Source organism: Erythrobacter crassostreae (genome assembly GCF_019204045.1).
GTDB classification, from domain to species: domain Bacteria; phylum Pseudomonadota; class Alphaproteobacteria; order Sphingomonadales; family Sphingomonadaceae; genus Erythrobacter; species Erythrobacter crassostreae.
The window spans coordinates 820,192-840,867 of record NZ_JAGSPC010000001.1 but is presented as its reverse complement, the minus strand read 5'-3'; the positions used below and the strand labels follow the sequence as shown (position 1 = coordinate 840,867).

Here is a 20,676-nt window from a genome sequence, read left to right as displayed (position 1 = left end):
TGACCGTGCAACTCTTGTCCGACTTAACGCTCTTCGTATTGCGTCAATCCGTCCGCGAGCCGGTTGCCTGACATCACAACCCGCGATCCTGTCCAATCGGCCAGAAACGCGCTTGCGCGGCGCAGGCCGGGCACAAAACGGGCTTCGTTATCCGTAACGCTCAGACCGTCTGAAGAGTGTAGATTCTGTTCAGCGCCCAGCGCGATGAAAGCCGAATAGTTCTCTTTATCCCGGCCCTGAACAAACCAGTTTTGCGTGATGCGGCCCGTCGATCCCGCGGGCAAGTCAATCATGTAATTCGTACCGCGACCATTGGCATCGTCGAACGAATTGTTTTCGATCACGACGTTGCTGGCGCGCGCTTTCAGATAGTGCCCGCCCTGACCGCGCTCAAACCGGCTTTCGCGCACGGTTAGCTGGCCATAATCGCCGGTGTAGATCGAATGCGCACAGCCCGCGGAATTTTCGCATGTGCCAAGCCCGCTGAATGTCGAACGGGTGATGAAAATCCGCCCGTTCGGATTGTTGGCTGTCAGAATACCCTGTTGGCTGTTCAAAAAGCGTCCGAACGCGACGTTAAGGGACCCTTTTTCAAGCCGGATGCCAGCCCCGTTGCCGTCGCTCACACTGATATTGTTGAACGTAACGCCGCGCACTTCGGCGCCCACTCCGCGCAAAACAAGCGCGGCTTTGCCTTCGCAAGCCGTCCGGTCGAGCACCGCTGTGCCATAATCGCGCGCCACATAGGCGATGACGCCTGCGGTTTGCACGGCGCACTGACGATACGTTCCGGGCGCAATTTCAATAATGCCCTTTTGCGCGCCAATCGCGTTTACTGCCTGCTGCAAGCTTTCATATCCGCGACCGGATTCGAGCACTGTAAAGGCCGAAACCGGGGCCGCTGGTGCCTGAGCCATAAGCGCCGCGAGAGGAATCGCGGCCACAGCCATGGTTGCGATGGCAAAGCCGCCCCAAATAGATGGGCGGGAAAGCGAGGCCGTTTCGGCGGAAGAGCGCGATTGTGTCATGCTGCCCACATAGTGCGCATTGCTTAATCGCTGGCTAACCAAGGTCGGCCTGTCTCGATACGGATCATGATTTGCGCTTGGCGTTACCCCCTCCCCTTGGCTACACCGATGCCTGAACGTCGGGGCGCAAAGCAATCGGCGCAGATTACGGGATATTCGAGGAGGAAACCCTATGAAGAAACTCACCACAATCGCGATGCTTGGCACGGCGTCGCTTGCACTGGCAGCCTGCGGCAATTCGGATGATGCATCATCCAACCTTGAAGTCGAATCGGTCGAAATGCCTGCCGAGGCCGCGCTGGAGCCTGTAACCGAAGAGCCAGTTGCGGATGCAGCGGGCAACGAGGTTGCAGAAGTTGAAGGTCCGCCGCCGGTGGACGCAGCCACCGCGCAAGAAGCCGCCAATGCTGCCGAAAATGTTGCTGAAGCTGTAGAAGCTGCGGAAGCTGCGGAAGCTGCCGAAGCCGCTCTCGCTGCTGAAGCAGCCGCGGCCGCGGCCGATCTCGACGTCGAGTGATGAACGCTGCGCCTAGCCATTGCCGCCAGCCACCGGGCTGGCGGCGCAGCACCTGCGCTTTGCTCGCGTCCGCCTGTGTCGTTCTTTCAGCTTGCGACAATTCAGGGGGCACCGCGCCAGGCGCCGTTAGCGAGGGTGAAGCGCGCGCGCTCGAAGAGGCCGCAGAGATGCTGGACGAACGCCGCCTGCCGGAAGGTGTCGTGCCCGATCCGGATGCGCCAGCCACAATGGACCCGGCTGACGGCGAAAATGCCGAAGCATCGGGTGTCAGCGAAGAATAGAACGGGCATCAAGCCCGCCGCTTAGTGAGAGGACCACATCTGCAATGAATGCCGCCGTTAATCCCGGAATGGACGAAGACACATTCGAGCAATTCGCCGAGCAATTGGATCGTTACGTCAATGAGCGGCTGATCCCAGCCGAAGGCGACTTGATCGAGCATGATGCGGTTCCTTCCGAAATCATTGATGAGATGCGCGATATGGGCCTGTTCGGGATTTCTGTTCCCGAAGAATATGGCGGCGCAGGACTGAACGTTACGCAGTATGCGCGGGTCGTGAACGCCATGAGCTATGCGGCGCCTGCATACCGGTCGATCTTTTCGATCAATGTCGGGATGTTTGCGAGCGCGCTCAAAAACGGCGGAACCGAGGCGCAGCGGGCCGAATGGTACCCGCAGCTGGTCGAAGGCAAGATCGCCTGTTTCGGCCTGACCGAGCCGGGTTCAGGCAGCGACAGTGCGGCGATGCAGACCACCGCGACACCTGACCCTGAAGGGAACGGATGGGTACTGAACGGCACCAAGAGGTACATCACCAACGCCCAGCATGCCGATGTCGCGCTGATCATGGCCCGCACAGAGAAAGACGCCTTGCCTAAGAATGCACATGTCAGCGCGTTTCTCGTTCCGATGAGTACGCCTGGTGTGTCAACAGGCTCACCTGACAAGAAAATGGGCCAGTCCGGCAGTCATATCTCCGACATCATGCTTGATGATGTGAAGATTCCAGGCGACGCGCTGCTCGGCGGGGAAACGGGTCAGGGTTTCCGCTTCGCAATGCAGAGCCTCGACAATGGCCGTATCTCTGTTGGTGCTGCAGCCACAGGCTATGCACGCCGCGCGCTCGATTCGGCCCTCCGCTACGCCAATGAACGCAAGGCGTTTGGCGAGCCAATTGCTAATTTTCAGCTGATCCAGGCGATGCTCGCCGACAGCGAGACCGAGATTTACGCTGCTGAATGCATGATGCGCGATGTCACCGCGCGTGCAGATCGCGGAGAGAATATCATCACCAAAGCAGCTGCATTCAAAGTGTTTGCCTCCGAAATGTGTGGCCGCGTCGTAGACCGCGTCGTGCAAATCTATGGCGGCGCAGGGTACTTGGCTGAATATGACGCAGAACGGTTTTTCCGCGATGCGCGTATCTACCGGATTTACGAAGGCACCACACAGATTCTCCAACTCCAGATCGCAAAGCATATGCTGCGTGAATGGGAAAAAGAGAATTGATGTTACGCACGCCATCCGGCGCGCGATATCCTCGCTCACGCGACCTGAAGGTCGCATCGCTGCGGGCGGGCGGGCGCCCTTGCGGCTCGTAAACGAGCCGTTCGAGCACACTTTCAAAAACAGGTTTCTAATCTGAATGTATAACCTCCTAAGTAACCTTTCGATTGTCGAGGTCTCTAGCTTCGTCGCATCACCCACAGCAGGCCTCTATTGCGCGCAAATGGGCGCTGAGGTGATCCGCGTCGATCACAAGGCAGGCGGGCTGGATTACGATCGCTACATGCTCACCAAAGAAGGCCGATCGCTGTCGTGGGAAAACCTCAACCGGGCAAAAAAATCGGTCGCGCTTGATTTGCGCAGCGGCGAAGGGCGTGAGCTGTGCGTCGAGTTGGCGGCAAAGACTGGCCAGTGCATCACCAACCTGCCTGAAAAGAGCTTCCTCAGCCACGCCGCGATCAAAGCCGCACAACCGGAAGGCGCGCCAGACCTGACATCAGTGCGCATCATGGGTTGGCATGACGGGCGGCAAGCGATGGACTTCACCGTCAACGCTGCATCAGGCTATCCATTGATGACCGGTCCTGAAGACTGGGACATGAGAACCGCGCCGCCGGTCAATCAGGTTCTGCCCGCTTGGGACTTCATCACCGGCGCTTATTGCGCTTTCGCAATGCTCGCCGCGCTGCGCCACCGCGATGCGACGGGCGAGGGTTCGGAAGTCCGCGTGCCATTGGGCGATGTCGCGATTGGCACCACCGCCAATGCGGGATTGATGGCCGAAATGCTCTATCGCGGGAGTGACCGGGAGCGGCTCGGCAATGCCATCTGGGGCGCGTTTGGACGCGATTTCCGTTCAAAGGACGGCGTGCGCTTTATGGTCGCTGCCTTGACTGCCAAACAATGGGCGGGCCTAGTCGAAGCATTCGGCGTGGCGCTGCCGATCAGCAAGCTTGAGGTGGAAGTCGGCGTCACATTCTCGGATGGCGATGATCCGCGCTTTAAACACCGCCATGCGCTGTTCGATATTTTCCAGAACGTCGCGGGCAGCCATGATTACAAGGCGCTGCAATCGCTCATGGCGGCCCACGGCTGCACATTCGAGAAATACCGCACGGCTCACGAGGCCGCGAATGATCCGGTGCTCATCGCGGACAATCCGATGTTCGGCCCGTCGCCTGCCAACCCTTCCGGCTTTGAATATCCTGCGCCGCGCTCATTCGCGAACATCCCCGCGCAGGAAGCCGGAAATCCTGCACCGGCACCCTACCTTGGCCAGCATTCCGAAGAGATCTTGGCCGAGCGCCTTGGCCTATCGAGCGGCGCTATCGGCAAGCTGGTGGATGCAGGCACCGTAGCATTAAGTGATAAGGACCGTTGATGACCAGAAGAGCCGCCATCGTATCGCCGCTGCGCACACCCGTGGGCAAATTTCTGGGCGGTCTATCGACCTTGAACGCCGGAGAATTGGGCGCGATCATTCTGAAAGCGCTGGTCGAACGCTCCGGCATTGATCCCGCCCGCGTTGATGATGTGGTGTTCAGCCAAGGATACGGAAACGCCGAAGCGCCCGCCATCGGGCACTGGTCATGGCTGGCCGCGGGATTGCCACTGGAAGTGCCCGGCTATCAGCTGGATCGGCGCTGCGGATCGGGTTTGCAGGCGGTCGCCAATGCCGCGATGATGGTGGAAACCGGCATGGCCGACGTGGTGGTCGCGGGCGGGTGCGAGAGCATGTCCAATGTCGAGCATTACACGCTGCAAGGTCGCGGCGGGGCGCGCATGGGCGACATCACATTGCATGATCGCCTTTCACGCGGACGCTTGATGAGCCAGCCGATTGAACGCTTTGGCGTGATCACCGGCATGATCGAAACTGCGGAGAACCTTGCCAAGGACTACGGCATCAGCCGCGAAGATGCCGATGCCTTTGCAGTGCGTTCGCATCAGAATGCGGCGGCCGCTTGGGAAGCGGGCAAATTTGACGGACATTTGGTGCCAATCGAAGTGCCCCAGCGCCGCAAAGAGCCGATTACCTTTGATCACGACGAGGGCTACCGAACGGATGCGACCGTGGAATCGCTTGCGGGTCTGCGTCCAATTGATGGCAGGCGCGATCCCGATGCCATCGTGACAGCAGGTAATGCCAGTCAGCAAAACGATGCGGCGGCGGCCTGTCTTGTCGTGGCTGAAGACAAGCTGGAAGAGCTGGGCCTTGAGCCATCGCTGTGGTTTGGCGGTTGGGCTGCGGCTGGCTGCGATCCATCCCGCATGGGCATCGGCCCTGTGCCGGCGGTGGAACGCCTGTTCGAGCGGCGCGGATACTCCTGGAACGACATTGATATAGTCGAGCTGAATGAGGCTTTCGCACCCCAAGTTCTTGCCGTGTTGAAAGGCTGGGGCTGGTCAGCAGATGACAGCCGCCGCGACATCCTCAACGTCAATGGATCGGGCATTTCGCTCGGACATCCGATTGGCGCAACAGGCGGGCGCATCCTTGCCGATATGGCCGCCGAAATGCACCGCCGCGAAGCGCGCTACGGCATCGAAACAATGTGTATCGGCGGCGGCCAAGGCATCGCGGCGGTGTTTGAGCGCGCAACGTGAGCTTTGACGCTTGGATCGGACGTGAGCAGCAATCGAGCGACGTGCTGGACGCAGCACGCGCGGCTCGGTGGCTGGCGACATTCGACCTTGCGATGCCAGAACCCGCGATCATGCCTCAGGGTATCCACTTTGCGCTCTGCACACCCGATGCGCCAACGGCGGCCTTGGGCGAAGATGGGCACCCTGCGCGCGATGAAAGCGCGGAGAGTTTCCTGCCGCCGTTTTCCATGCCGCGCCGCATGTGGGCCTCAAGCACAATAGAATTCCGCGCGCCAATTGCAGTCGGCGCAGCGATCAGTCGGACCAGCCGCGTTGCCTCGATCAGCGAGAAAGAGGGTGGAAGCGGCAAGCTTGCCTTCGTCAATGTCGAGCATGAGACGCGGGCCAACGGCACGCTTTCGGTGCTTGAAACGCAAACGCTGGTTTACCGCGATGCCGCTTCCTCGGACGCACCGCTTGCTCCGCCTGAGCTAGGGGAGGAAGTCTTAGATGCGAGCGAATGGGAGGCGCACCGCGTCCTGAACCCCGATCCGCGCCTGCTGTTTCGCTATTCCTCGCTCACTTTCAACACGCACCGCATCCACTATGACGCGCCCTATGCGCGCGATGTTGAGCGGTATCGCGGACTTGTGGTGCATGGGCCGCTAACGGCGAGCCTGCTGCTACAATTGGCTGCCACAATGCTGGGCGAAAATGCGCTGCGCGCTTTCGAGTTTCGCGGCGTGTCACCGGCCATTGCGGACGAGCCGCTGCACCTCGTTATGCGCGGCAGCGAAGGCAGCTTTGAGCTCGGCGCATTTGCCCAAGACGGCCGTCAGATCACCAAAGCGAAAGCTGCGATCTAGCTTTTGATCGGATAGTCCCTGATCGGCTTCATCACTGAATAGCTTTCCGATTTCGGTTCGCGGTGCAGATCAGGAAAATCAATCGCTGGCGGCTCGATATGAGTATCTGGCAAGCGGTCGAGCAAGTCGCGGATCAGGCTTAGTCTTCCGCGTTTCTGATCGTTGAAATTGACCAAGGTCCATGGTGCATTGTCTGTGCTGGTCGCTTTCAGCATCGCCTCGCGTGCTTCGGTATACGCGTCGTACTTATCGCGCGCGGCGAGATCGACAGGCGACAGCTTCCACCGTTTCAGCGGATCTTCCAGCCTTTCGCGAAGGCGCTCTTCCTGCCGGTCCTGATCTGTCGTCAGCCAATATTTGAAAAGCAGGATACCATCATCCGTCAGCTGCTTTTCAAAGATCGGAGCTTGCTTAAGAAAGGCATCGACCTGAGCGCCAGTCGCGTAGCCCATCACCTTTTCGACACCGGCGCGGTTGTACCAACTGCGGTCGAACAGCACGATCTCGCCCGCGCTGGGTAGGTGATCGATATACCGCTGGAAATACCACTGCGTCTGCTCGTCCTCGCTTGGCTTGGAAAGAGCCACCGTGCGGCACTGGCGCGGGTTCAGCTTGTCGCGCACCGCGCGGATCGCTCCGCCTTTGCCCGCCGTATCTCGGCCTTCGAAAAGAACCACAATCCGCGCACCTGTCGTCCGCGCCCAGCGGGCCATGCCGACCAGTTCCTCGGTCATGGGTTCTAACAGCTTGCGGTAGTCTTTGCCTTTTAGGCCCATGGTGTCTCTCGGTTTGTTGTTGCCTTGACGCGATGGTAGTATCAAACGGCACATTATGGCTACACTTGCTGATCCTGACACCGATTTTTCGCGTCTGCCGGACCTACCGGCGGATGTGTTCACCGCGCCGCTCGTCAAGCCCGCCCATCTGGGCGATGACTGGCTGGAACCCGCGCAGACCGACTACACTTCGGATGATCACGGGATCTGGAACGAGCTGTTCGCGCGGCAAATGGAAGTGCTGCCGGGACGCGCGGCGAGCGCCTTTATGGCAGGCCTCGACAAACTCGACCTGTCGCGAGGTGGCATCCCAGAATTCGGCGCGCTGTCCGAAGAGCTAGACAAGCTGACCGGATGGAGCGTTGTGCCAGTCCCGATGTTGATCCCCGATCACGTGTTTTTCTGGCATCTGGCCAATCGCCGTTTTCCCGCGGGTAATTTCATCCGCACCCGCGAGACATTCGACTACATTCAGGAACCAGACGTATTTCACGACGTGTTCGGCCATGTCCCGATGCTCACCGATCCGGTCTATGCCGATTACATGCAGGAATATGGCCGCGCTGGTTGGAAGGCGATGCATTATAACCGCCTGAAATCCCTCGGCGCGCTCTACTGGTATACCGTGGAGTTCGGCCTGATTGAGGAATCCGATGGCATAAAAGCCTATGGCGCGGGAATTCTTTCAGGCCCAACAGAGGCGAAATTCGCGGTCGAAGCAGAGAGCCCCAACCGCATCATGCTCAATGTCGACCGTGTCATGCGCACCGATTACGTGATCAGCGATCTTCAGCCGACTTATTTTGTGATCGAAAGCTTTGACGATCTCTTCCGCCAAACCGTCGAGCGCGATTTCGATCGGCTATATAAAAACCTCGCGCCCGGCTTCACCTATGCCAACGGCGCGGTGATCGATGTCGATTATGTGGTGAACCGCGGCACGCAGGAATACCATTTGCGCGGCGGCAGAGGGAGCGGCGCAGAACCGTTTAGGTCAGGCCTCGACGGTCTCGCTCGCCGCGAAGTGATAGATCAGCAGAGCGACGACACCACCCGCAAAGCCAGCGCCCAACGCGATCAGCGACAATCCGCCCAGGAATGACCAGTCATTCACGAACAGACCGACTGCGATCGTCGCCACCATGCTGATACCGATCTGGCGTAAAATCACGCGCGGCGCTTCGTTGCGCGCGAGGATCGAGGCCAACCAGCCAAGGGTTACCCCTAAAACGATCAACACGAGTAGCGCCATTGGTATTCAAATCCTGTCGGTGGTGGGTCTTACTTGCATAACCCGCAAGACCCAGAAAGGGTTCCGGCAAGGCGCAGATTCATTCGCTTCTTAGAAAAAGTAGAGCAGCGCGCAGCCCATTGCGATCCGATAGATGACGAAAACCATCATCGATGCTTTCTTGAGGAAATTCATCAGGAACGCCATCGTCAGGAACGCAGCGATGAAGGTGAGAACGCCCGCTACCAGCGCATCCCACGCAAGCGCAGTACCTGCCTCGAAAATCTCTGGCACGATCAGGATTCCTGCGCCCGCAACCGCCGGGATTGAAAGCAGGAACGAAAAACGCGCCGCCTCCACTCGCTCGTACCCGAGGAAACGTGCTGCCGTCATGGTGACGCCCGAGCGGCTGGTTCCTGGAATAATCGCCAGCGCCTGAGCCAAGCCGACGATCAAACCGTCGCGCCACGTCATATCTTCAAACTGCTTGATCTCTTTCCCGACCCAGTCGGCAATGCCGAGCAGCACGCCGTAAACGATCAGGTTGAAGGCAATGAGATCGGTAAACCGGATCGATCCCATCAAGTCTCCGTCAACAATCTCAACCCCGAAAACGCTGGTCGCGATCCCGTTGAACAGACCCATCTTAATTGACAGACCAAACGCAACCGCCGGGATCGTACCCAGCACAATCCACCAGAACAGCCGCCGCTCAGATGGTGCATTCGGCGCGTTGGCACCAACCCCTACGCTGGCGAAACCACCGCGTGCGAGGACAAGCACATCTTTGAAGAAATAGACAATAATCGCAAGCAGCGATCCGACATGCACGGCCACATCGATCAGCGGACCTTGGTCGGAAAAGTCGGTGAAGGTTGGGATCAGGATCAGATGACCTGACGAGGATATCGGCAGGAACTCGGTGATCCCCTGAACCACCGCGATGATAAGCAGCTGTATAAACGTCATGGCCCACGCTCCTTGTAGGAAGCGCGGGCCAAGTCAATTCGTTTGCGATTAACTGGCTGGCGAAATCACCAAATACGCACGCGCTCTTCCGGTGGAAGGTAAAGCGCATCGCCTTCTGTCACATTGAACGCTTTATACCATGCGTCGCTGTGGCGCACCGCGTTGTTGAGACGGAACTCGCCGGGAGGGTGGTTCGCTGTCATCACGCGATTGCGGAGCGATTCCTCACGCTCCATTCCGCGCCAGATCTGAGCGTATCCGAGGAAGAAGCGCTGATCGCCGGTCAGGCCGTCAATCACCGGTGCCTCTTCACCGCCCAGAGACATGCGATAGGCGCGGTAGGCCATTTGCAGGCCGACCACGTCGCCCAGTGTCTCACCCATGGATTGTCCAGGACGCAAGCATTCAGGGCCATTAGACCCTTCGACGGGGCAATACGACTTGATGAAATCGCCCATCTGATCAGTGAATTTCACAAATCCTTCGCGGTCTTCATCCTGCCACCAATTGCGCAGGGTGCCAGTCGCATCGAATTGCGATCCCTGATCGTCATAGCCGTGCCCAATTTCGTGACCGATCACCGCTCCGATACCGCCGTAGTTTACAGCAGGATCGGCACTACCATTGAAGAATGGCGGCTGCAGGATCGCGGCCGGGAACACGATCCGGTTGGTGAGCGGCGAATAGTAAGCGTTCACTGTCTGCGGGAACATGCCCCACTCGGTCGGATCGACATCCGTGCCGAGACGCGAAAGCATATCCGCATTATTCCAGTTTGCCGTGGCCATACGGTTGGCGAGCGGATCAGTGGCAGAGATTTCAAGACCGTCATAGGTTTTGAACTCGTCCGGATAACCGATCATCGGCACAAACCCTTCGAGCTTGCTGCGCGCTTCGGCGATGGTCGCAGGCGTCATCCACTCGTTCTCGTCCAGAGCTGCGCTCATCGCTTTCGTCAGATTGGCAACAAGCTCGTCCATCCGCGCCTTGCTGTCGGGCGGGAAATACTGCTCGACATAAAGCGCGCCAAGCTGCTCTCCGATCGAGCCCTCAACCGAAGAAATAGCCCGTTTCCAGCGTTCCTGTTGCTGTTCACGGCCGCTGATTGTCTTGCCGTAAAAGTCGAAATTCGCCGCGTCGAGATCGCTCGAAAGAAGCGCTGCGTTTGATGACAGAAAGCTTTTAGCCATATACGCCTGAAGCGTGGCAAGCGGTGTCTCGGTAAGCAGTTCCATCATTGCCGGCAGACCGCCGCCGATCATTTCGATCTGTTCAGGCGTCAAGCCGGCCTCTTCGATCTCTTCGTCGGTTGGAGGCAGTTGCGCGGCGAGATAGCGCGATTGACCGGCAAGCTGGGCCGATTCCAGCAACGTCGCAATCGGGAAATCACCCGCCAAAGCGGTGAGGTCCTGAGGCGTCAATTCGTTGTAGGTAAGCGTTGGCTTGCGAAAAATCTGCCGCGCCCATTCAATTGCTGCGACCTTACGCTCAAACGCGTAAACCGCCTCTGCAGCGTTCGCCGGGTCAGCATAACCGGCCGCAGAAAACACTGTGGCGAGATATTCTTTGTACTTCGCGCGGATTTCCAGATTGTTCTCGGAATCAACGAGATAATAATCGCGGTCCGGCAGACCCATACCGTCAAAACCAATACTAACGGCGTATTGCGTCGGGTTGCGAGCATCAATGCTGACACCCGCGCTCACAAGCGACGGATAACCGGGCTTGCCAAAAAGCTTGGTCAGCGCCTCAAGATCGGTCGCACCGAAAATCTTGTCCATGTATGGCTGCGCCGGTGCCAGTCCGCTGGCATCGATTGCGTCGACATCGAGATAGGCGTTGTAGGCATCAACGATCCGGCGCGCCTGCGTGCCCGGCGCAGGATCAGAATCGACCAGTTTTTGCACCAATGCACGAACATCGCGCGTTGATCCTTCACGAAGCATATCAAAGGCGCCGAAACGCTGCCGGTCAGCTGGGATCTCGTTTGCGGCGATCCATTTGCCATTCACAAAGGCATTGAAGTCATCGCCGGGATCAACCGCGTCATCGATTAGGCTGGTGCCAACGCCCCAGCTTCCGAAATCCATCGTCGGCGTGCTCGTTTCAGAGCCAGCATCTGATACCTCAGATTCTTCGAGCAGATGGATGTCTTCACCTGTGCCCTGTGTATGTGTTTGTGCATGTTCATTGGCGAACGCCGTGCCGGTCAGGGCAAGAGCTGCCGTGCCAGCAAGCAGAAGCTTGGTCGTGCGGATCATAATTGCAGTCCCCGTATGTCTTGGTTCGAATTGCGTCGATACTGGTTTAACGCACGGCGCCCCGCAAGGTTGCCGCTGGTCGCCCTTGTTGGGCGCTTGGTCGAAAAGAGCCGCGTCTATGCGGCCTGATTGGCGGCGAATTGCAGCTTTGCGAGACGGGCATAGAGCCCGCCAGCCACGGACAATTCGGCATGATTGCCTTGCTCAACAATCTCGCCATCTTCGAGCACAATGATCCGGTCCGCTTTACGAACGGTGGCGAGTCGGTGTGCGATCACAAGTGTCGTGCGGTCTGTCATCAGAGCATCAAGAGCTTGCTGAACGAGCTGCTCGCTCTCGGCATCAAGCGCGCTGGTGGCCTCATCCAGCAACAGAATGGGCGCATCGCGCAGCAAAGCGCGGGCAATCGCGACGCGCTGTTGTTGGCCGCCCGATAGCTGCGTGCCGCCTTCGCCCAAGTATGTGTCGAGGCCATCTGGCAAGTCGGATAAGAATTTCTCGGCATTGGCAGCGCGGGCTGCTTCCCAAATGTCCTCGTCGCTCGCATCCCATTTGCCATAGCGCAGATTGTCGCGCGCATCTGCGCTGAACAGCACGCCGTCCTGCGGAACCAGCGCCAGCCGATCACGGATGTCGGCAGGGTCCGCCTTGGTCAGTGGCACACCGTCTAGGCGAATGGTACCAAGCTGCGGATCGTAAAACCGTTCGACCAGCTGGAAAATTGTGGATTTACCCGCACCCGACGGGCCAACAATCGCCACCGTTTCGCCCGGTTCAATTTCGAGCGTGAAATCTTTCAGCGCAGGCGTTTCGGGCCGGGCTGGGTACCGGAATGTGACATTGCGGAATGACAAGCTGCCGCGCGCAGGGTCTGGCAATTGCTCCGGCCGCGCTGGCGCTGCGATTTCGGGTTTTGCCTCTAATAATTCTGCAAGTCGGCTCGCCGCACCGGCTCCGCGCAAAAGCTCGCCGTAAACCTCGGTCAAAGCGCCAAACGCGCCCGCAACGATCATCGCGCCGACAACGAATGACAGGATCGTACCGCCTGTGATGTCGCCTGCAGCAACGCTTTCCGCGCCGCGCCAAAGAATCAGAACGATTGATCCAAAAATCGCGAGAATGATGAGGGATGTCATGAGCGACCGCAACACGATCCGCTTGCGCGCGGTGTCGAAAGTCCTCTCGACAGCGCCGCCGAAACGGTCGGACTCCCGGTCTTGTTGGCCAAAACTCTGGACGATCTTCATCGCGCCAAGCACCTCTGTCACCATCGCGCCGACATCAGCCACGCGATCCTGATTATCACGTGACAGGCTGCGAATACGGCGACCGAAAATAACGATTGGCAGAATAACCGCCGGAATGCCGACCGCTAGCCAGATGGTAAGGCCCGGCAACAGCCAGAACAGGTAAATCGTACCGCCAATTCCAAGGAAAATGTTGCGCAGCGCAACCGAAACGGTCGTGCCAACGACAGTTTCAATGATCGTTGTATCAGATGTCATCCGGCTCGAAATTTCTTTGGGGCTGTTTTCTTCGTAGAACGAAGGCGAAAGCCGCATGAGGTTGCGATGCACCTTGCGGCGGATATCAGCGACCACCCGCTCGCCAATCCAGCTAACGAAATAGAATCGCGCGGCTGTGCCAAGCGCGATGATGAAAACAATCACCAGCAACAGCCGAAACCATTGCCCGATCTCGCCTTCCGCCCCACTTTCTGCGCCGAAGCCGCGATCGACAATGAACTGCAACGCTGCCGGTATCGCAAGCGTCGCGCCTGCCGTGACCAACAGAGCAAGCAGCGCAAATACGACCTGAGTCGGATACTTTGCAGCTTCACGATAAACCATCCGAAGCGGCGCGAGCGAGCGAGCTTTGCGCGGTGTTTCGGCCGTTTCCGTCTCTTCGATGTCGGTATCTGGGCCAGAGGCTGGAGAAGTTTGCGCGTCCATATACGGCATGATTTAGTCACACACCGCACAAATTTCACGTGCAAAAAGCACACAGCCCCCCGTTCATTGCTGACCGAACGGTTATTGTGCATTGCACAATAGGCCCGAAGCGCCCATCTACTACGGAGGGGATCACACAAATTTGCGCCGGTTAGCACCGCAATTGGCCATACGGACGGAAACACACATGCTCTATCACGCCTATGAAATTCAGCGCAGCTGGATGAATTCCGTCAGCTCGATGGCGGCGATCAGCGCGTCTGTCCTCTCCAACTCCGCCAACCCGTTTGCGAAAATGGGCGCGATGCCGATTGCTGCCAATGCGCTTGACGTGCTCGCGCATGCAACGGCGAGCTATGGTAAGCCCGCATTTGGCATCACGGAAATTGAATCGGATGGCACCCTCTACCCTGTGATTGAGGCAACCGTCGTCAATCGCCCATTCGGCGATCTCAAACGCTTCCGCCTTGACGGGGTGGATGATGCCAAAGAGACGATGCGCCCGAAAATGCTGATCGTTGCGCCAATGAGCGGTCACTACGCCACGCTGCTGCGCGGCACGGTGGAGCGGATGCTCCAGAGTTATGAGGTTTACATCACCGATTGGGCCGACGCAGCAACTGTACCGGTCCATGAGGGCGATTTCGACCTCGACACCTACATCGATTATCTGATGGATTTCCTCGGCTATATTGAGGAGCAAAATCCTGGCACGCGTCCGCATATGCTCGCGGTTTGCCAGCCCTCGGTTCCGGCCTTCGCCGCGACCGCGCTGCTTAACCAGCACAAATCGCCTGCTGCCCCTGCGACCCTAACGATGATGGGCGGGCCGATTGATACGCGCGAAAGCCCGACTTCGGTAAACGATCACGCGATGAAACGCCCGATTGAATGGTTCCGCCGCAGCGTCATCACGACCGTGCCAAAGCAATATCGGGGTGCGGGGCGTAAGGTCTATCCCGGCTTTATGCAGCTCAATGCCTTTATGAGCATGAACCTGCAAAGCCATATGATGAGCCATTACGAGATGTTCAAACACCTAACAGCGGGCGATGATGCCAGCGCGCAAACGACCAAGGATTTCTACGACGAATATCGCGCGGTCTGCGACATGACGGCGGAATTTTACCTGCAAACGGTCGAGGAAGTGTTCCAGAAACACTCAATCCCCAACGGCACGTTTGAGCATAGGGGCGAAGTGGTAGACCTCGCGCAGCTGACGGACACCGCGCTGCTCGCAATTGAAGGCGAACGCGACGATATCTCTGGCCTAGGCCAAACACGCGCCGCGCTGAAATTGACCCCTAGCCTGCCGGAAGAGAAGAAGCGCTACTACATGGCCGAAGGCGCGGGTCATTACGGCATCTTCAACGGCAGCCGCTGGCGGACTAAGGTCGCGCCTGTGGTTGAGGAATTTGTGGCAGCGCATAGTTGATTTGCACGGGTTACACGGGCGTCCGCTGACGGCCCATTTGCGGACACTGCATCGACATGTCAGTGAAAACCAATGGACACGAGATATAAACCGCAAAATTACTTTCTACAGCGACTAACCGAGACGCGACCCCACTACACACCATTCGAGTTAAATCGCTTGCTGGAATTGATGACTGATGCTGATCCAACGAACAGGGATTGGGCAACCTTTCGTATTGCGCTTTCGGTCCATAGTTCGAGGGCGATAACGGCAAGGCTGCTCAGCAATGCGCTTGATCCTCACAGAGATGTATCCGCTGAGGCGACACTAGGATTGGCTAGAAGGCAGCATCCCGAAGCATGTAAGCTCGTTAGACGGCGACTTTCCGCGAAGACAATCGGCCTCGTTGATATCAAAGCTGCTGGGTATGTCGCAGACCGTTCGCTGTTGAGGCCGCTGAAACGAATTGAGAAATGGTGGGATGTAGATTCCAACTATCTAGCAGCTGCCATTCGAGCATGCAGTAACGGCGGAAGCGACGACTATAATTTCGATTGATCGTTCGCGCTTCACCCTCAGACCTTCGGCGTCCTGAAAAACACCCGCTTGATAATCCGCCTTGCCCACAGCAGCAGCAGGATCATCAGCACAAACAGAACCACGGCAATCCCGCCTGCAACCATCGGATATTCGTAAGCCAGCCATAGCAAGCCTACGGTCGCGATATCCTCTCCGGTGGAGACGACCGCATTGCTGACCGGTTCGGGCGAAGTATTGACCACGGCGCGCGCCGATGCTTTTCCGCCATGCGCCAGAAAGCTAGCGCCGCCGCCCAGCATGAATGCGATCACTTGCATCGCGGGGTCGGACGGATCGACAATCGCCAGCGCCAGCAGCGCGCCGCCAATCGGGCGTACCAGCGTATGGACTGTGTCCCAGATACTATCGAGCCACATCACCTTGTCGGCAAAGAACTCCGCAAGCGCGCCCAGCGCCGCAATGCCCATCACCCATGGATTTTCGAGCACGCCGAGGCTCGCCAAATGCTCCGGCACCGGCAGCGCATCCAGCCGCATCGCAAGTCCGGTTGCAAACACGCACAGATAAAGCCGCCACCCCGAGAGCAGACTGACGCTCCCCGCGATCCCGATGATTTCCATAATTCCCATGAGTTCTATCTAGACCCAAAAACACTCAAAGAAAAAGGCACCGCTTAAACCTCACTTTAACCAACCGGATTAATTGGACGCTTGGATGCTTGGGCTATCTCCGGTGGCAATCAGGATTGGTGCCAAGGGGAACTGAGAATGTTGAAACTGTCAAAAAGCGTTGTCGTCGCAGCGGCGCTCTTCACCGGTACGGCTGCACTGGCCAACGATACGGTCTGGGTAATCTCCGAGACCGATGGCCAAGTCTCCGTCATTCGCGATTCCAAAGCGATCTACGGCGCCGAAGGTACGCAATTGCAGACTGGCGATATCGTCCGCACCAGCAAGGCAGGCCGCGCGGTTCTGGTCCGCGGCAAAGAGTTTCATATGGTTGAGCCCGATGCACAGGTCCGCATCGCGAAAGTCGAGAAAAGCAACGTCACCAAAGTGATGGAATTTTTTGGCAGTATGCTTTCACCGGGCAAGAAACAGACCAGCACAAAACAACCAATGCAGGCCGCTATCGTCAAAGGGTATGGCAGCGACAAAAAAGAGAACAGCGTTCTTGCCGCAGCCGATGCAAAGATGGGCCTGACCGAAGGCGACTAAACGCCTCACAGGCGAAAGCTGAACAAAGAAAAGGCGGCGCAGGTTTGACCCTGCGCCGCCTTTCTTGTTTCGGAATGTGGGCCGCTTAGAAGACTTCGAACAGTCCCGCTGCGCCCATGCCGCCGCCAACACACATGGTCACAACCACGTATTTCGCACCGCGGCGTTTGCCTTCGATCAAGGCGTGGCCAGTGCAGCGTGCGCCGGTCATGCCGTATGGGTGACCGATCGAAATTGATCCGCCATTGACGTTAAGGATGTCGTTATCGATGCCCAGCTTGTCGCGGCAATACAGAACCTGCACAGCGAACGCTTCGTTCAGTTCCCACAGACCGATGTCGTCCATTTTCAGGCCGGTCTGCTTGAGAAGTTTCGGGATCGCGTAGACAGGACCGATGCCCATTTCATCAGGCTCTGTGCCCGCAACCGCCATACCGACATAGCGGCCCAGCGGCTGAAGACCTTTTTGCTCGGCCAGTTTGGCTTCCATCAGAACCGAAGCCGATGAACCATCGGACAGCTGCGATGCGTTGCCAGCGGTGATAACTTTACCCGGACCCATTACCGGCTGAAGACCTTGTAGACCTTCAAGCGTGGTCGACGGGCGGTTGCCTTCGTCTTTGGTCAGCGTGTGCTCAACCTGGCTGACTTCGCCGGTTGCCTTGTCTTTGACCATCATGGTGGTGGTGACAGGAACGATCTCGTCATCAAACTTGCCAGCTTCCTGACCGGCTGCGGTGCGCATTTGCGATTGCAGAGCGTATTCGTCCTGCGCGTCGCGGCTGATGTTGTAACGCTCTGCTACCGTCTCAGCGGTTTGCAGCATCGGCATGTAAACGTTCTTGTGCATGGCGAGCAGCGACGGATCCATCTGAACCCGCATCTCTGGGGTTTGCACCATCGAAATCGAGTCCTGACCGCCGCCAACGACAACGTCCATATTGTCGACGATGATCTGCTTGGCTGCCGTGCTGATAGCCATAAGGCCCGAAGAACACTGACGATCAATCGTCTGCGCGCCAACGGAAACCGGTGCGCCGCCGCGAAGAGCAACCTGGCGGCCAATGTTACCAGCCTGCGTGCCCTGAGTGAGGACAGCGCCCCACACAACATCGTCAATTTCGGCGGCGTCGATACCGGCGCGCTCAACAGCAGGGGCGAAAGAAGCGGCACCAAGGGTGGCACCAGGGGTGGCGTTAAAGCCGCCCTTATAAGCCCGGCCAATCGGCGTACGGGCGGTGGAGACGATTACTGCATCACGTGACATGGGGTTTTCCTTAAAGTGAGCTGATTTTAGAACTGACAAGAAAGACAAACAGCGAGAGGACGATCAGCGATCCGGCAACAAACATACCGACGTTTATGCTGACTTGCCGACCCGATACTTTGACTCTCACGAGGTAAAGAGTGGTTCCCATCACGCCCCAAATCATGTGGGCAAGGGGTGGGAAAGGCAGGTTCCGGCCAAACAGTGCAAGCGCCAACGCGCCCAAGACAAAGCCTAGCCAGAACAGATTGCCGGGCACCAGATCAGACAAACAGCAGTGTGATCCACTCACAGATCAGGGCAGGCTTGTCTTCGCCTTCGATCTCGATTGTGATTTCGGATGTCTGCTGCCACTGGCCAGGGCGCTTTTCGACCATTTCGGTCAGCTTCCAGTGGCCGCGGATGCGTTTGCCCGAACGGACCGGCGCGATGAAGCGGGTTTTGTTGCCACCATAGTTCACGCCCATCTTCACGCCGTCCATTTTCGGCATGTCGCTGTTGGCGGACAGATACGGGATCATCGACAGGGTGAGGAAACCGTGCGCGATGGTGCCGCCGAACGGCGTCATCTTAGCGGCTTCTTCGTTGATATGGATGAACTGGTGATCACCGGTTGCATCGGCAAACTGGTTGATGCGTTCCTGGCTCATTTCGGCCCATTCGCTTGTGCCGATTGTTTCGCCGACTTTTCCGGCCAATTCCTGCGGGGTCATATCGCTCTCCTCTGTGTGAGCGCCATCCGCGGATTACCCGCTTCTCCGGCGCAAATTCGAGGGTCTACATGGCAGGCGGGAAAGCCGAGTGCAATGGAGGCAATTATGCCGTTACGGCATCGCCAGCGCGCCCGCCGTTTACGTCAACGTCAATCGAGTCGAATACATGCTCTTGGGCAGGCAATCTGCGTTCAGAGCGCGCCAATGCTAAACGCGCCGATTCGATCCGTTTGGTGTAGTTCACAAGGCCGATCTGAATGCCGATGATCATCAGCATCACCGGTTGATAGGCGATGCCCTGAAACAAAGCGCCAACGATATAGATCATGCTCGCCATTTGCAGGCATGATGCCATCGGCGCAATCCACGCTTCGTCTTCGGCTTCCTTGCCTCTCCAACGACGCCGGACTTTCTCCATCTGCCAGACCCCGAGGCCTTGCAAGAGCAGCCAGATCGTTAGGCCAGGATAGCCTTGCTCGCCCAGCAATTCGAAAATTGCCGAGTGATAGGCGCGGCCTTCATCGGTTACCTCGCGGTATTCAATGGTTTTGGTGCTGCCGTCCTCTTCGGTGACGGGCATTTCATAAGTGAACTTGTTGCCGCGATAGGCATCAAACCCGCCGCCCGTCGGATTGCGAGAGGCGTAATCAATCGTCCAGCGCCAAACAGCCATACGGGTGGAGGCGCTTTCATCACCGCCTGGTTGAGCAATGGTGGCCATGCGTTCATAATAACTCTGCGGCAGGAACGGCAGGGCAGCCATGCCAAGTGCCGCACCAGCTGCCATGAATAGAATGCGGTGTTTGACATAGCGCAGCATCAAGACCGCTAGGACTGCAATACAAACCAATCCGGTCCTTGCCTCTGTACCGATCGGCACCATCAAACAGGCAAAGATCAGTGCGACTGCAAACGAGGTCACCAGCCAGTGTGGGCGGAAAATCGTGCCGTAGCGTGTGAACCACGCAATCAGCGGAACGAGCGCAATCGAGACCGTCGCGAGCGTAGAGCTTTCATAGATGCCGCTATTATCATTCACGAAGAATTTCAGGTTCTCATACCCGCCGCCGCCAAGAACGGTCTTCATGCCAGTGCCGATCACAATTGTTGCAATGGACAACATCAGAACCAGAGCGAGACCTTCGATCCGGGCGCGGTTGGTGATCGTGAAAGGCAGGAAGAGCGCGAAAAGCAGAGCTTTCCAGACCCAATCCCATTTGGTCACGGCACTATCGGGGTAGTCGGCATTGCCCGTCGTCCACCAGCAGTAAAGCAGCAGCGCAAGGATAAGTCCCTGCCTGAGGGTGAAACGCAGTCCATCTTTGTTATCAAGCACCAACCAGCCGCCGAACGCCGCACCGAACGCGATGAGCGAAATTTGAAGATCGGTAATGATCGAATAGCCGATCCGCTGAGGCGCGATAATGTCGATATAGACATAGAGCAGCACCCACAGAAACGGGCGCCTGATACCGAGCAGCAAGACGTAAAAAATAAATGCGAGGAAGACGAGATCAAGCATTAGAGGGCGACGCCCTCATCATCGGCTTGTGATCGCCGTTGGGCGTTCCGGCCTGCGATTGAGGTGTTCTGGCGGTTGGCCTTTTCGGCATCCTGGATCTCTGCGATCAACGGATCAACATCCACCCCTGCACGCATGAACATGTGCCAGAAAGCAAATGCTAACAGGCCGTGTCCAATCGAAAGGGCGATGTAATCGATCATGCGCTTTACGGGTTCTTTCCGGATGCGATGCGGGCACACTGCCTGCATTCTTGATAAGCGCCCTACATGAACGCGGTTGACGGTCCGTTAAGCACAATGTGCCA

The 20,676-nt window shown here is 57.7% G+C and carries 20 protein-coding genes; 9 read left to right on the top strand and 11 right to left on the bottom strand.

Features of this window, described 5'->3' with window-relative positions:
* Positions 1-23 precede the first annotated feature (23 nt).
* Positions 24-1,028 carry a right-handed parallel beta-helix repeat-containing protein gene (locus tag KCG46_RS04195; RefSeq protein WP_218404057.1) on the bottom strand — a complete coding sequence of 335 codons (1,005 nt, stop codon included), beginning with the start codon at positions 1,026-1,028 and terminating at the stop codon, positions 24-26.
* Between the two features lie 172 nt (positions 1,029-1,200).
* On the opposite strand from KCG46_RS04195, the gene KCG46_RS04190 reads away from it, so the two are divergent.
* The 6 genes from KCG46_RS04190 to KCG46_RS04165 all read left to right on the top strand — a co-directional run bounded on the left by KCG46_RS04190 (position 1,201) and on the right by KCG46_RS04165 (position 6,504).
* The gene (locus tag KCG46_RS04190; RefSeq protein WP_218404056.1) at positions 1,201-1,545 is read left to right on the top strand and encodes a hypothetical protein; all 345 of its coding nucleotides are present in this window, start codon (positions 1,201-1,203) and stop codon (positions 1,543-1,545) included.
* Positions 1,545-1,826 (top strand): hypothetical protein, encoded by a 282-nt coding sequence (locus KCG46_RS04185; protein WP_218404055.1) that lies wholly within the window; start codon positions 1,545-1,547, stop codon positions 1,824-1,826. Before KCG46_RS04190 ends, KCG46_RS04185 begins: the two co-directional genes overlap by 1 nt.
* 44 nt (positions 1,827-1,870) lie before the next feature.
* Positions 1,871-3,055, top strand: coding sequence for an acyl-CoA dehydrogenase family protein (locus tag KCG46_RS04180; RefSeq protein WP_255551755.1), 1,185 nt, complete (start codon positions 1,871-1,873; stop codon positions 3,053-3,055).
* Positions 3,056-3,191: 136 nt separating this feature from the next.
* Positions 3,192-4,433, top strand: coding sequence for a CoA transferase (locus tag KCG46_RS04175; RefSeq protein WP_218404054.1), 1,242 nt, complete (start codon positions 3,192-3,194; stop codon positions 4,431-4,433).
* Positions 4,433-5,659, top strand: coding sequence for an acetyl-CoA C-acetyltransferase (locus KCG46_RS04170; RefSeq protein WP_218404053.1), 1,227 nt, complete (start codon positions 4,433-4,435; stop codon positions 5,657-5,659). Before KCG46_RS04175 ends, KCG46_RS04170 begins: the two co-directional genes overlap by 1 nt.
* Positions 5,656-6,504, top strand: coding sequence for an HTD2 family dehydratase (locus KCG46_RS04165; protein WP_369410161.1), 849 nt, complete (start codon positions 5,656-5,658; stop codon positions 6,502-6,504). Before KCG46_RS04170 ends, KCG46_RS04165 begins: the two co-directional genes overlap by 4 nt.
* Here KCG46_RS04165 and ppk2 read toward each other — a convergent pair.
* Entirely contained in the window at positions 6,501-7,280 is a 780-nt protein-coding gene (gene ppk2 / locus KCG46_RS04160) for a polyphosphate kinase 2 (protein ID WP_218404052.1), read from the bottom strand. The genes KCG46_RS04165 and ppk2 overlap by 4 nt on opposite strands.
* A gap of 55 nt (positions 7,281-7,335) precedes the next feature.
* Between ppk2 and phhA the strand changes: the two genes are divergently transcribed.
* Positions 7,336-8,382 (top strand): phenylalanine 4-monooxygenase, encoded by a 1,047-nt coding sequence (phhA, locus tag KCG46_RS04155; RefSeq protein ID WP_218404051.1) that lies wholly within the window; start codon positions 7,336-7,338, stop codon positions 8,380-8,382.
* Positions 8,383-8,622: 240 nt separating this feature from the next.
* Here the strand turns inward: phhA and KCG46_RS04150 are convergent, their stop codons facing one another.
* From KCG46_RS04150 to KCG46_RS04140, 3 genes are all read right to left on the bottom strand, one after another.
* On the bottom strand, positions 8,623-9,480 hold the full coding sequence (locus KCG46_RS04150; protein WP_218404050.1) for an undecaprenyl-diphosphate phosphatase: 858 nt from the start codon (positions 9,478-9,480) through the stop codon (positions 8,623-8,625).
* Between the two features lie 65 nt (positions 9,481-9,545).
* Positions 9,546-11,741, bottom strand: coding sequence for a M13 family metallopeptidase (locus KCG46_RS04145; protein ID WP_218404049.1), 2,196 nt, complete (start codon positions 11,739-11,741; stop codon positions 9,546-9,548).
* A 116-nt stretch (positions 11,742-11,857) separates the two neighbouring features.
* Complete coding sequence (locus KCG46_RS04140) at positions 11,858-13,693, bottom strand: ABC transporter transmembrane domain-containing protein (RefSeq protein WP_218405291.1); 1,836 nt, start codon at positions 13,691-13,693, stop codon at positions 11,858-11,860.
* A gap of 187 nt (positions 13,694-13,880) precedes the next feature.
* Here KCG46_RS04140 and KCG46_RS04135 point away from each other — a divergent pair, with 187 nt between their 5' ends.
* Entirely contained in the window at positions 13,881-15,128 is a 1,248-nt protein-coding gene (locus tag KCG46_RS04135; protein WP_218404048.1) for a polyhydroxyalkanoate depolymerase, read from the top strand.
* Between the two features lie 557 nt (positions 15,129-15,685).
* Here KCG46_RS04135 and KCG46_RS04130 read toward each other — a convergent pair.
* Complete coding sequence (locus KCG46_RS04130) at positions 15,686-16,279, bottom strand: DUF4126 domain-containing protein (protein ID WP_218404047.1); 594 nt, start codon at positions 16,277-16,279, stop codon at positions 15,686-15,688.
* Positions 16,280-16,417: 138 nt separating this feature from the next.
* Between KCG46_RS04130 and KCG46_RS04125 the strand changes: the two genes are divergently transcribed.
* Positions 16,418-16,867, top strand: coding sequence for a hypothetical protein (locus KCG46_RS04125; protein WP_218404046.1), 450 nt, complete (start codon positions 16,418-16,420; stop codon positions 16,865-16,867).
* A gap of 85 nt (positions 16,868-16,952) precedes the next feature.
* Here KCG46_RS04125 and KCG46_RS04120 read toward each other — a convergent pair whose 3' ends face one another.
* From KCG46_RS04120 to KCG46_RS04100, 5 genes are all read right to left on the bottom strand, one after another.
* Entirely contained in the window at positions 16,953-18,134 is a 1,182-nt protein-coding gene (locus KCG46_RS04120; RefSeq protein ID WP_218404045.1) for an acetyl-CoA C-acyltransferase, read from the bottom strand.
* A 10-nt stretch (positions 18,135-18,144) separates the two neighbouring features.
* Positions 18,145-18,405 carry a hypothetical protein gene (locus KCG46_RS04115; RefSeq protein WP_218404044.1) on the bottom strand — a complete coding sequence of 87 codons (261 nt, stop codon included), beginning with the start codon at positions 18,403-18,405 and terminating at the stop codon, positions 18,145-18,147.
* The gene (locus KCG46_RS04110) at positions 18,398-18,847 is read right to left on the bottom strand and encodes a MaoC family dehydratase (protein WP_218404043.1); all 450 of its coding nucleotides are present in this window, start codon (positions 18,845-18,847) and stop codon (positions 18,398-18,400) included. Before KCG46_RS04110 ends, KCG46_RS04115 begins: the two co-directional genes overlap by 8 nt.
* A gap of 103 nt (positions 18,848-18,950) precedes the next feature.
* Positions 18,951-20,369 (bottom strand): putative O-glycosylation ligase, exosortase A system-associated, encoded by a 1,419-nt coding sequence (locus tag KCG46_RS04105; protein WP_218404042.1) that lies wholly within the window; start codon positions 20,367-20,369, stop codon positions 18,951-18,953.
* Positions 20,369-20,572 carry a hypothetical protein gene (locus KCG46_RS04100; RefSeq protein WP_218404041.1) on the bottom strand — a complete coding sequence of 68 codons (204 nt, stop codon included), beginning with the start codon at positions 20,570-20,572 and terminating at the stop codon, positions 20,369-20,371. Before KCG46_RS04100 ends, KCG46_RS04105 begins: the two co-directional genes overlap by 1 nt.
* Between the last annotated feature and the right edge of the window lie 104 nt (positions 20,573-20,676).

Bases quoted from the DNA above. Each gene is read 5' to 3' on its own strand.
- KCG46_RS04195 (WP_218404057.1), bottom strand. From the start codon at position 1,028: ATGACACAATCGCGCTCTTCCGCCGAAACGGCCTCGCTTTCCCGCCCA.
- KCG46_RS04190 (WP_218404056.1), top strand. From the start codon at position 1,201: ATGAAGAAACTCACCACAATCGCGATGCTTGGCACGGCGTCGCTTGCA.
- KCG46_RS04185 (WP_218404055.1), top strand. From the start codon at position 1,545: ATGAACGCTGCGCCTAGCCATTGCCGCCAGCCACCGGGCTGGCGGCGC.
- KCG46_RS04180 (WP_255551755.1), top strand. From the start codon at position 1,871: ATGAATGCCGCCGTTAATCCCGGAATGGACGAAGACACATTCGAGCAA.
- KCG46_RS04175 (WP_218404054.1), top strand. From the start codon at position 3,192: ATGTATAACCTCCTAAGTAACCTTTCGATTGTCGAGGTCTCTAGCTTC.
- KCG46_RS04170 (WP_218404053.1), top strand. From the start codon at position 4,433: ATGACCAGAAGAGCCGCCATCGTATCGCCGCTGCGCACACCCGTGGGC.
- ppk2 (WP_218404052.1), bottom strand. From the start codon at position 7,280: ATGGGCCTAAAAGGCAAAGACTACCGCAAGCTGTTAGAACCCATGACC.
- phhA (WP_218404051.1), top strand. From the start codon at position 7,336: ATGGCTACACTTGCTGATCCTGACACCGATTTTTCGCGTCTGCCGGAC.
- KCG46_RS04150 (WP_218404050.1), bottom strand. From the start codon at position 9,480: ATGACGTTTATACAGCTGCTTATCATCGCGGTGGTTCAGGGGATCACC.
- KCG46_RS04145 (WP_218404049.1), bottom strand. From the start codon at position 11,741: ATGATCCGCACGACCAAGCTTCTGCTTGCTGGCACGGCAGCTCTTGCC.
- KCG46_RS04140 (WP_218405291.1), bottom strand. From the start codon at position 13,693: ATGGACGCGCAAACTTCTCCAGCCTCTGGCCCAGATACCGACATCGAA.
- KCG46_RS04135 (WP_218404048.1), top strand. From the start codon at position 13,881: ATGCTCTATCACGCCTATGAAATTCAGCGCAGCTGGATGAATTCCGTC.
- KCG46_RS04130 (WP_218404047.1), bottom strand. From the start codon at position 16,279: ATGGGAATTATGGAAATCATCGGGATCGCGGGGAGCGTCAGTCTGCTC.
- KCG46_RS04125 (WP_218404046.1), top strand. From the start codon at position 16,418: ATGTTGAAACTGTCAAAAAGCGTTGTCGTCGCAGCGGCGCTCTTCACC.
- KCG46_RS04120 (WP_218404045.1), bottom strand. From the start codon at position 18,134: ATGTCACGTGATGCAGTAATCGTCTCCACCGCCCGTACGCCGATTGGC.
- KCG46_RS04110 (WP_218404043.1), bottom strand. From the start codon at position 18,847: ATGACCCCGCAGGAATTGGCCGGAAAAGTCGGCGAAACAATCGGCACA.
- KCG46_RS04105 (WP_218404042.1), bottom strand. From the start codon at position 20,369: ATGCTTGATCTCGTCTTCCTCGCATTTATTTTTTACGTCTTGCTGCTC.
- KCG46_RS04100 (WP_218404041.1), bottom strand. From the start codon at position 20,572: ATGATCGATTACATCGCCCTTTCGATTGGACACGGCCTGTTAGCATTT.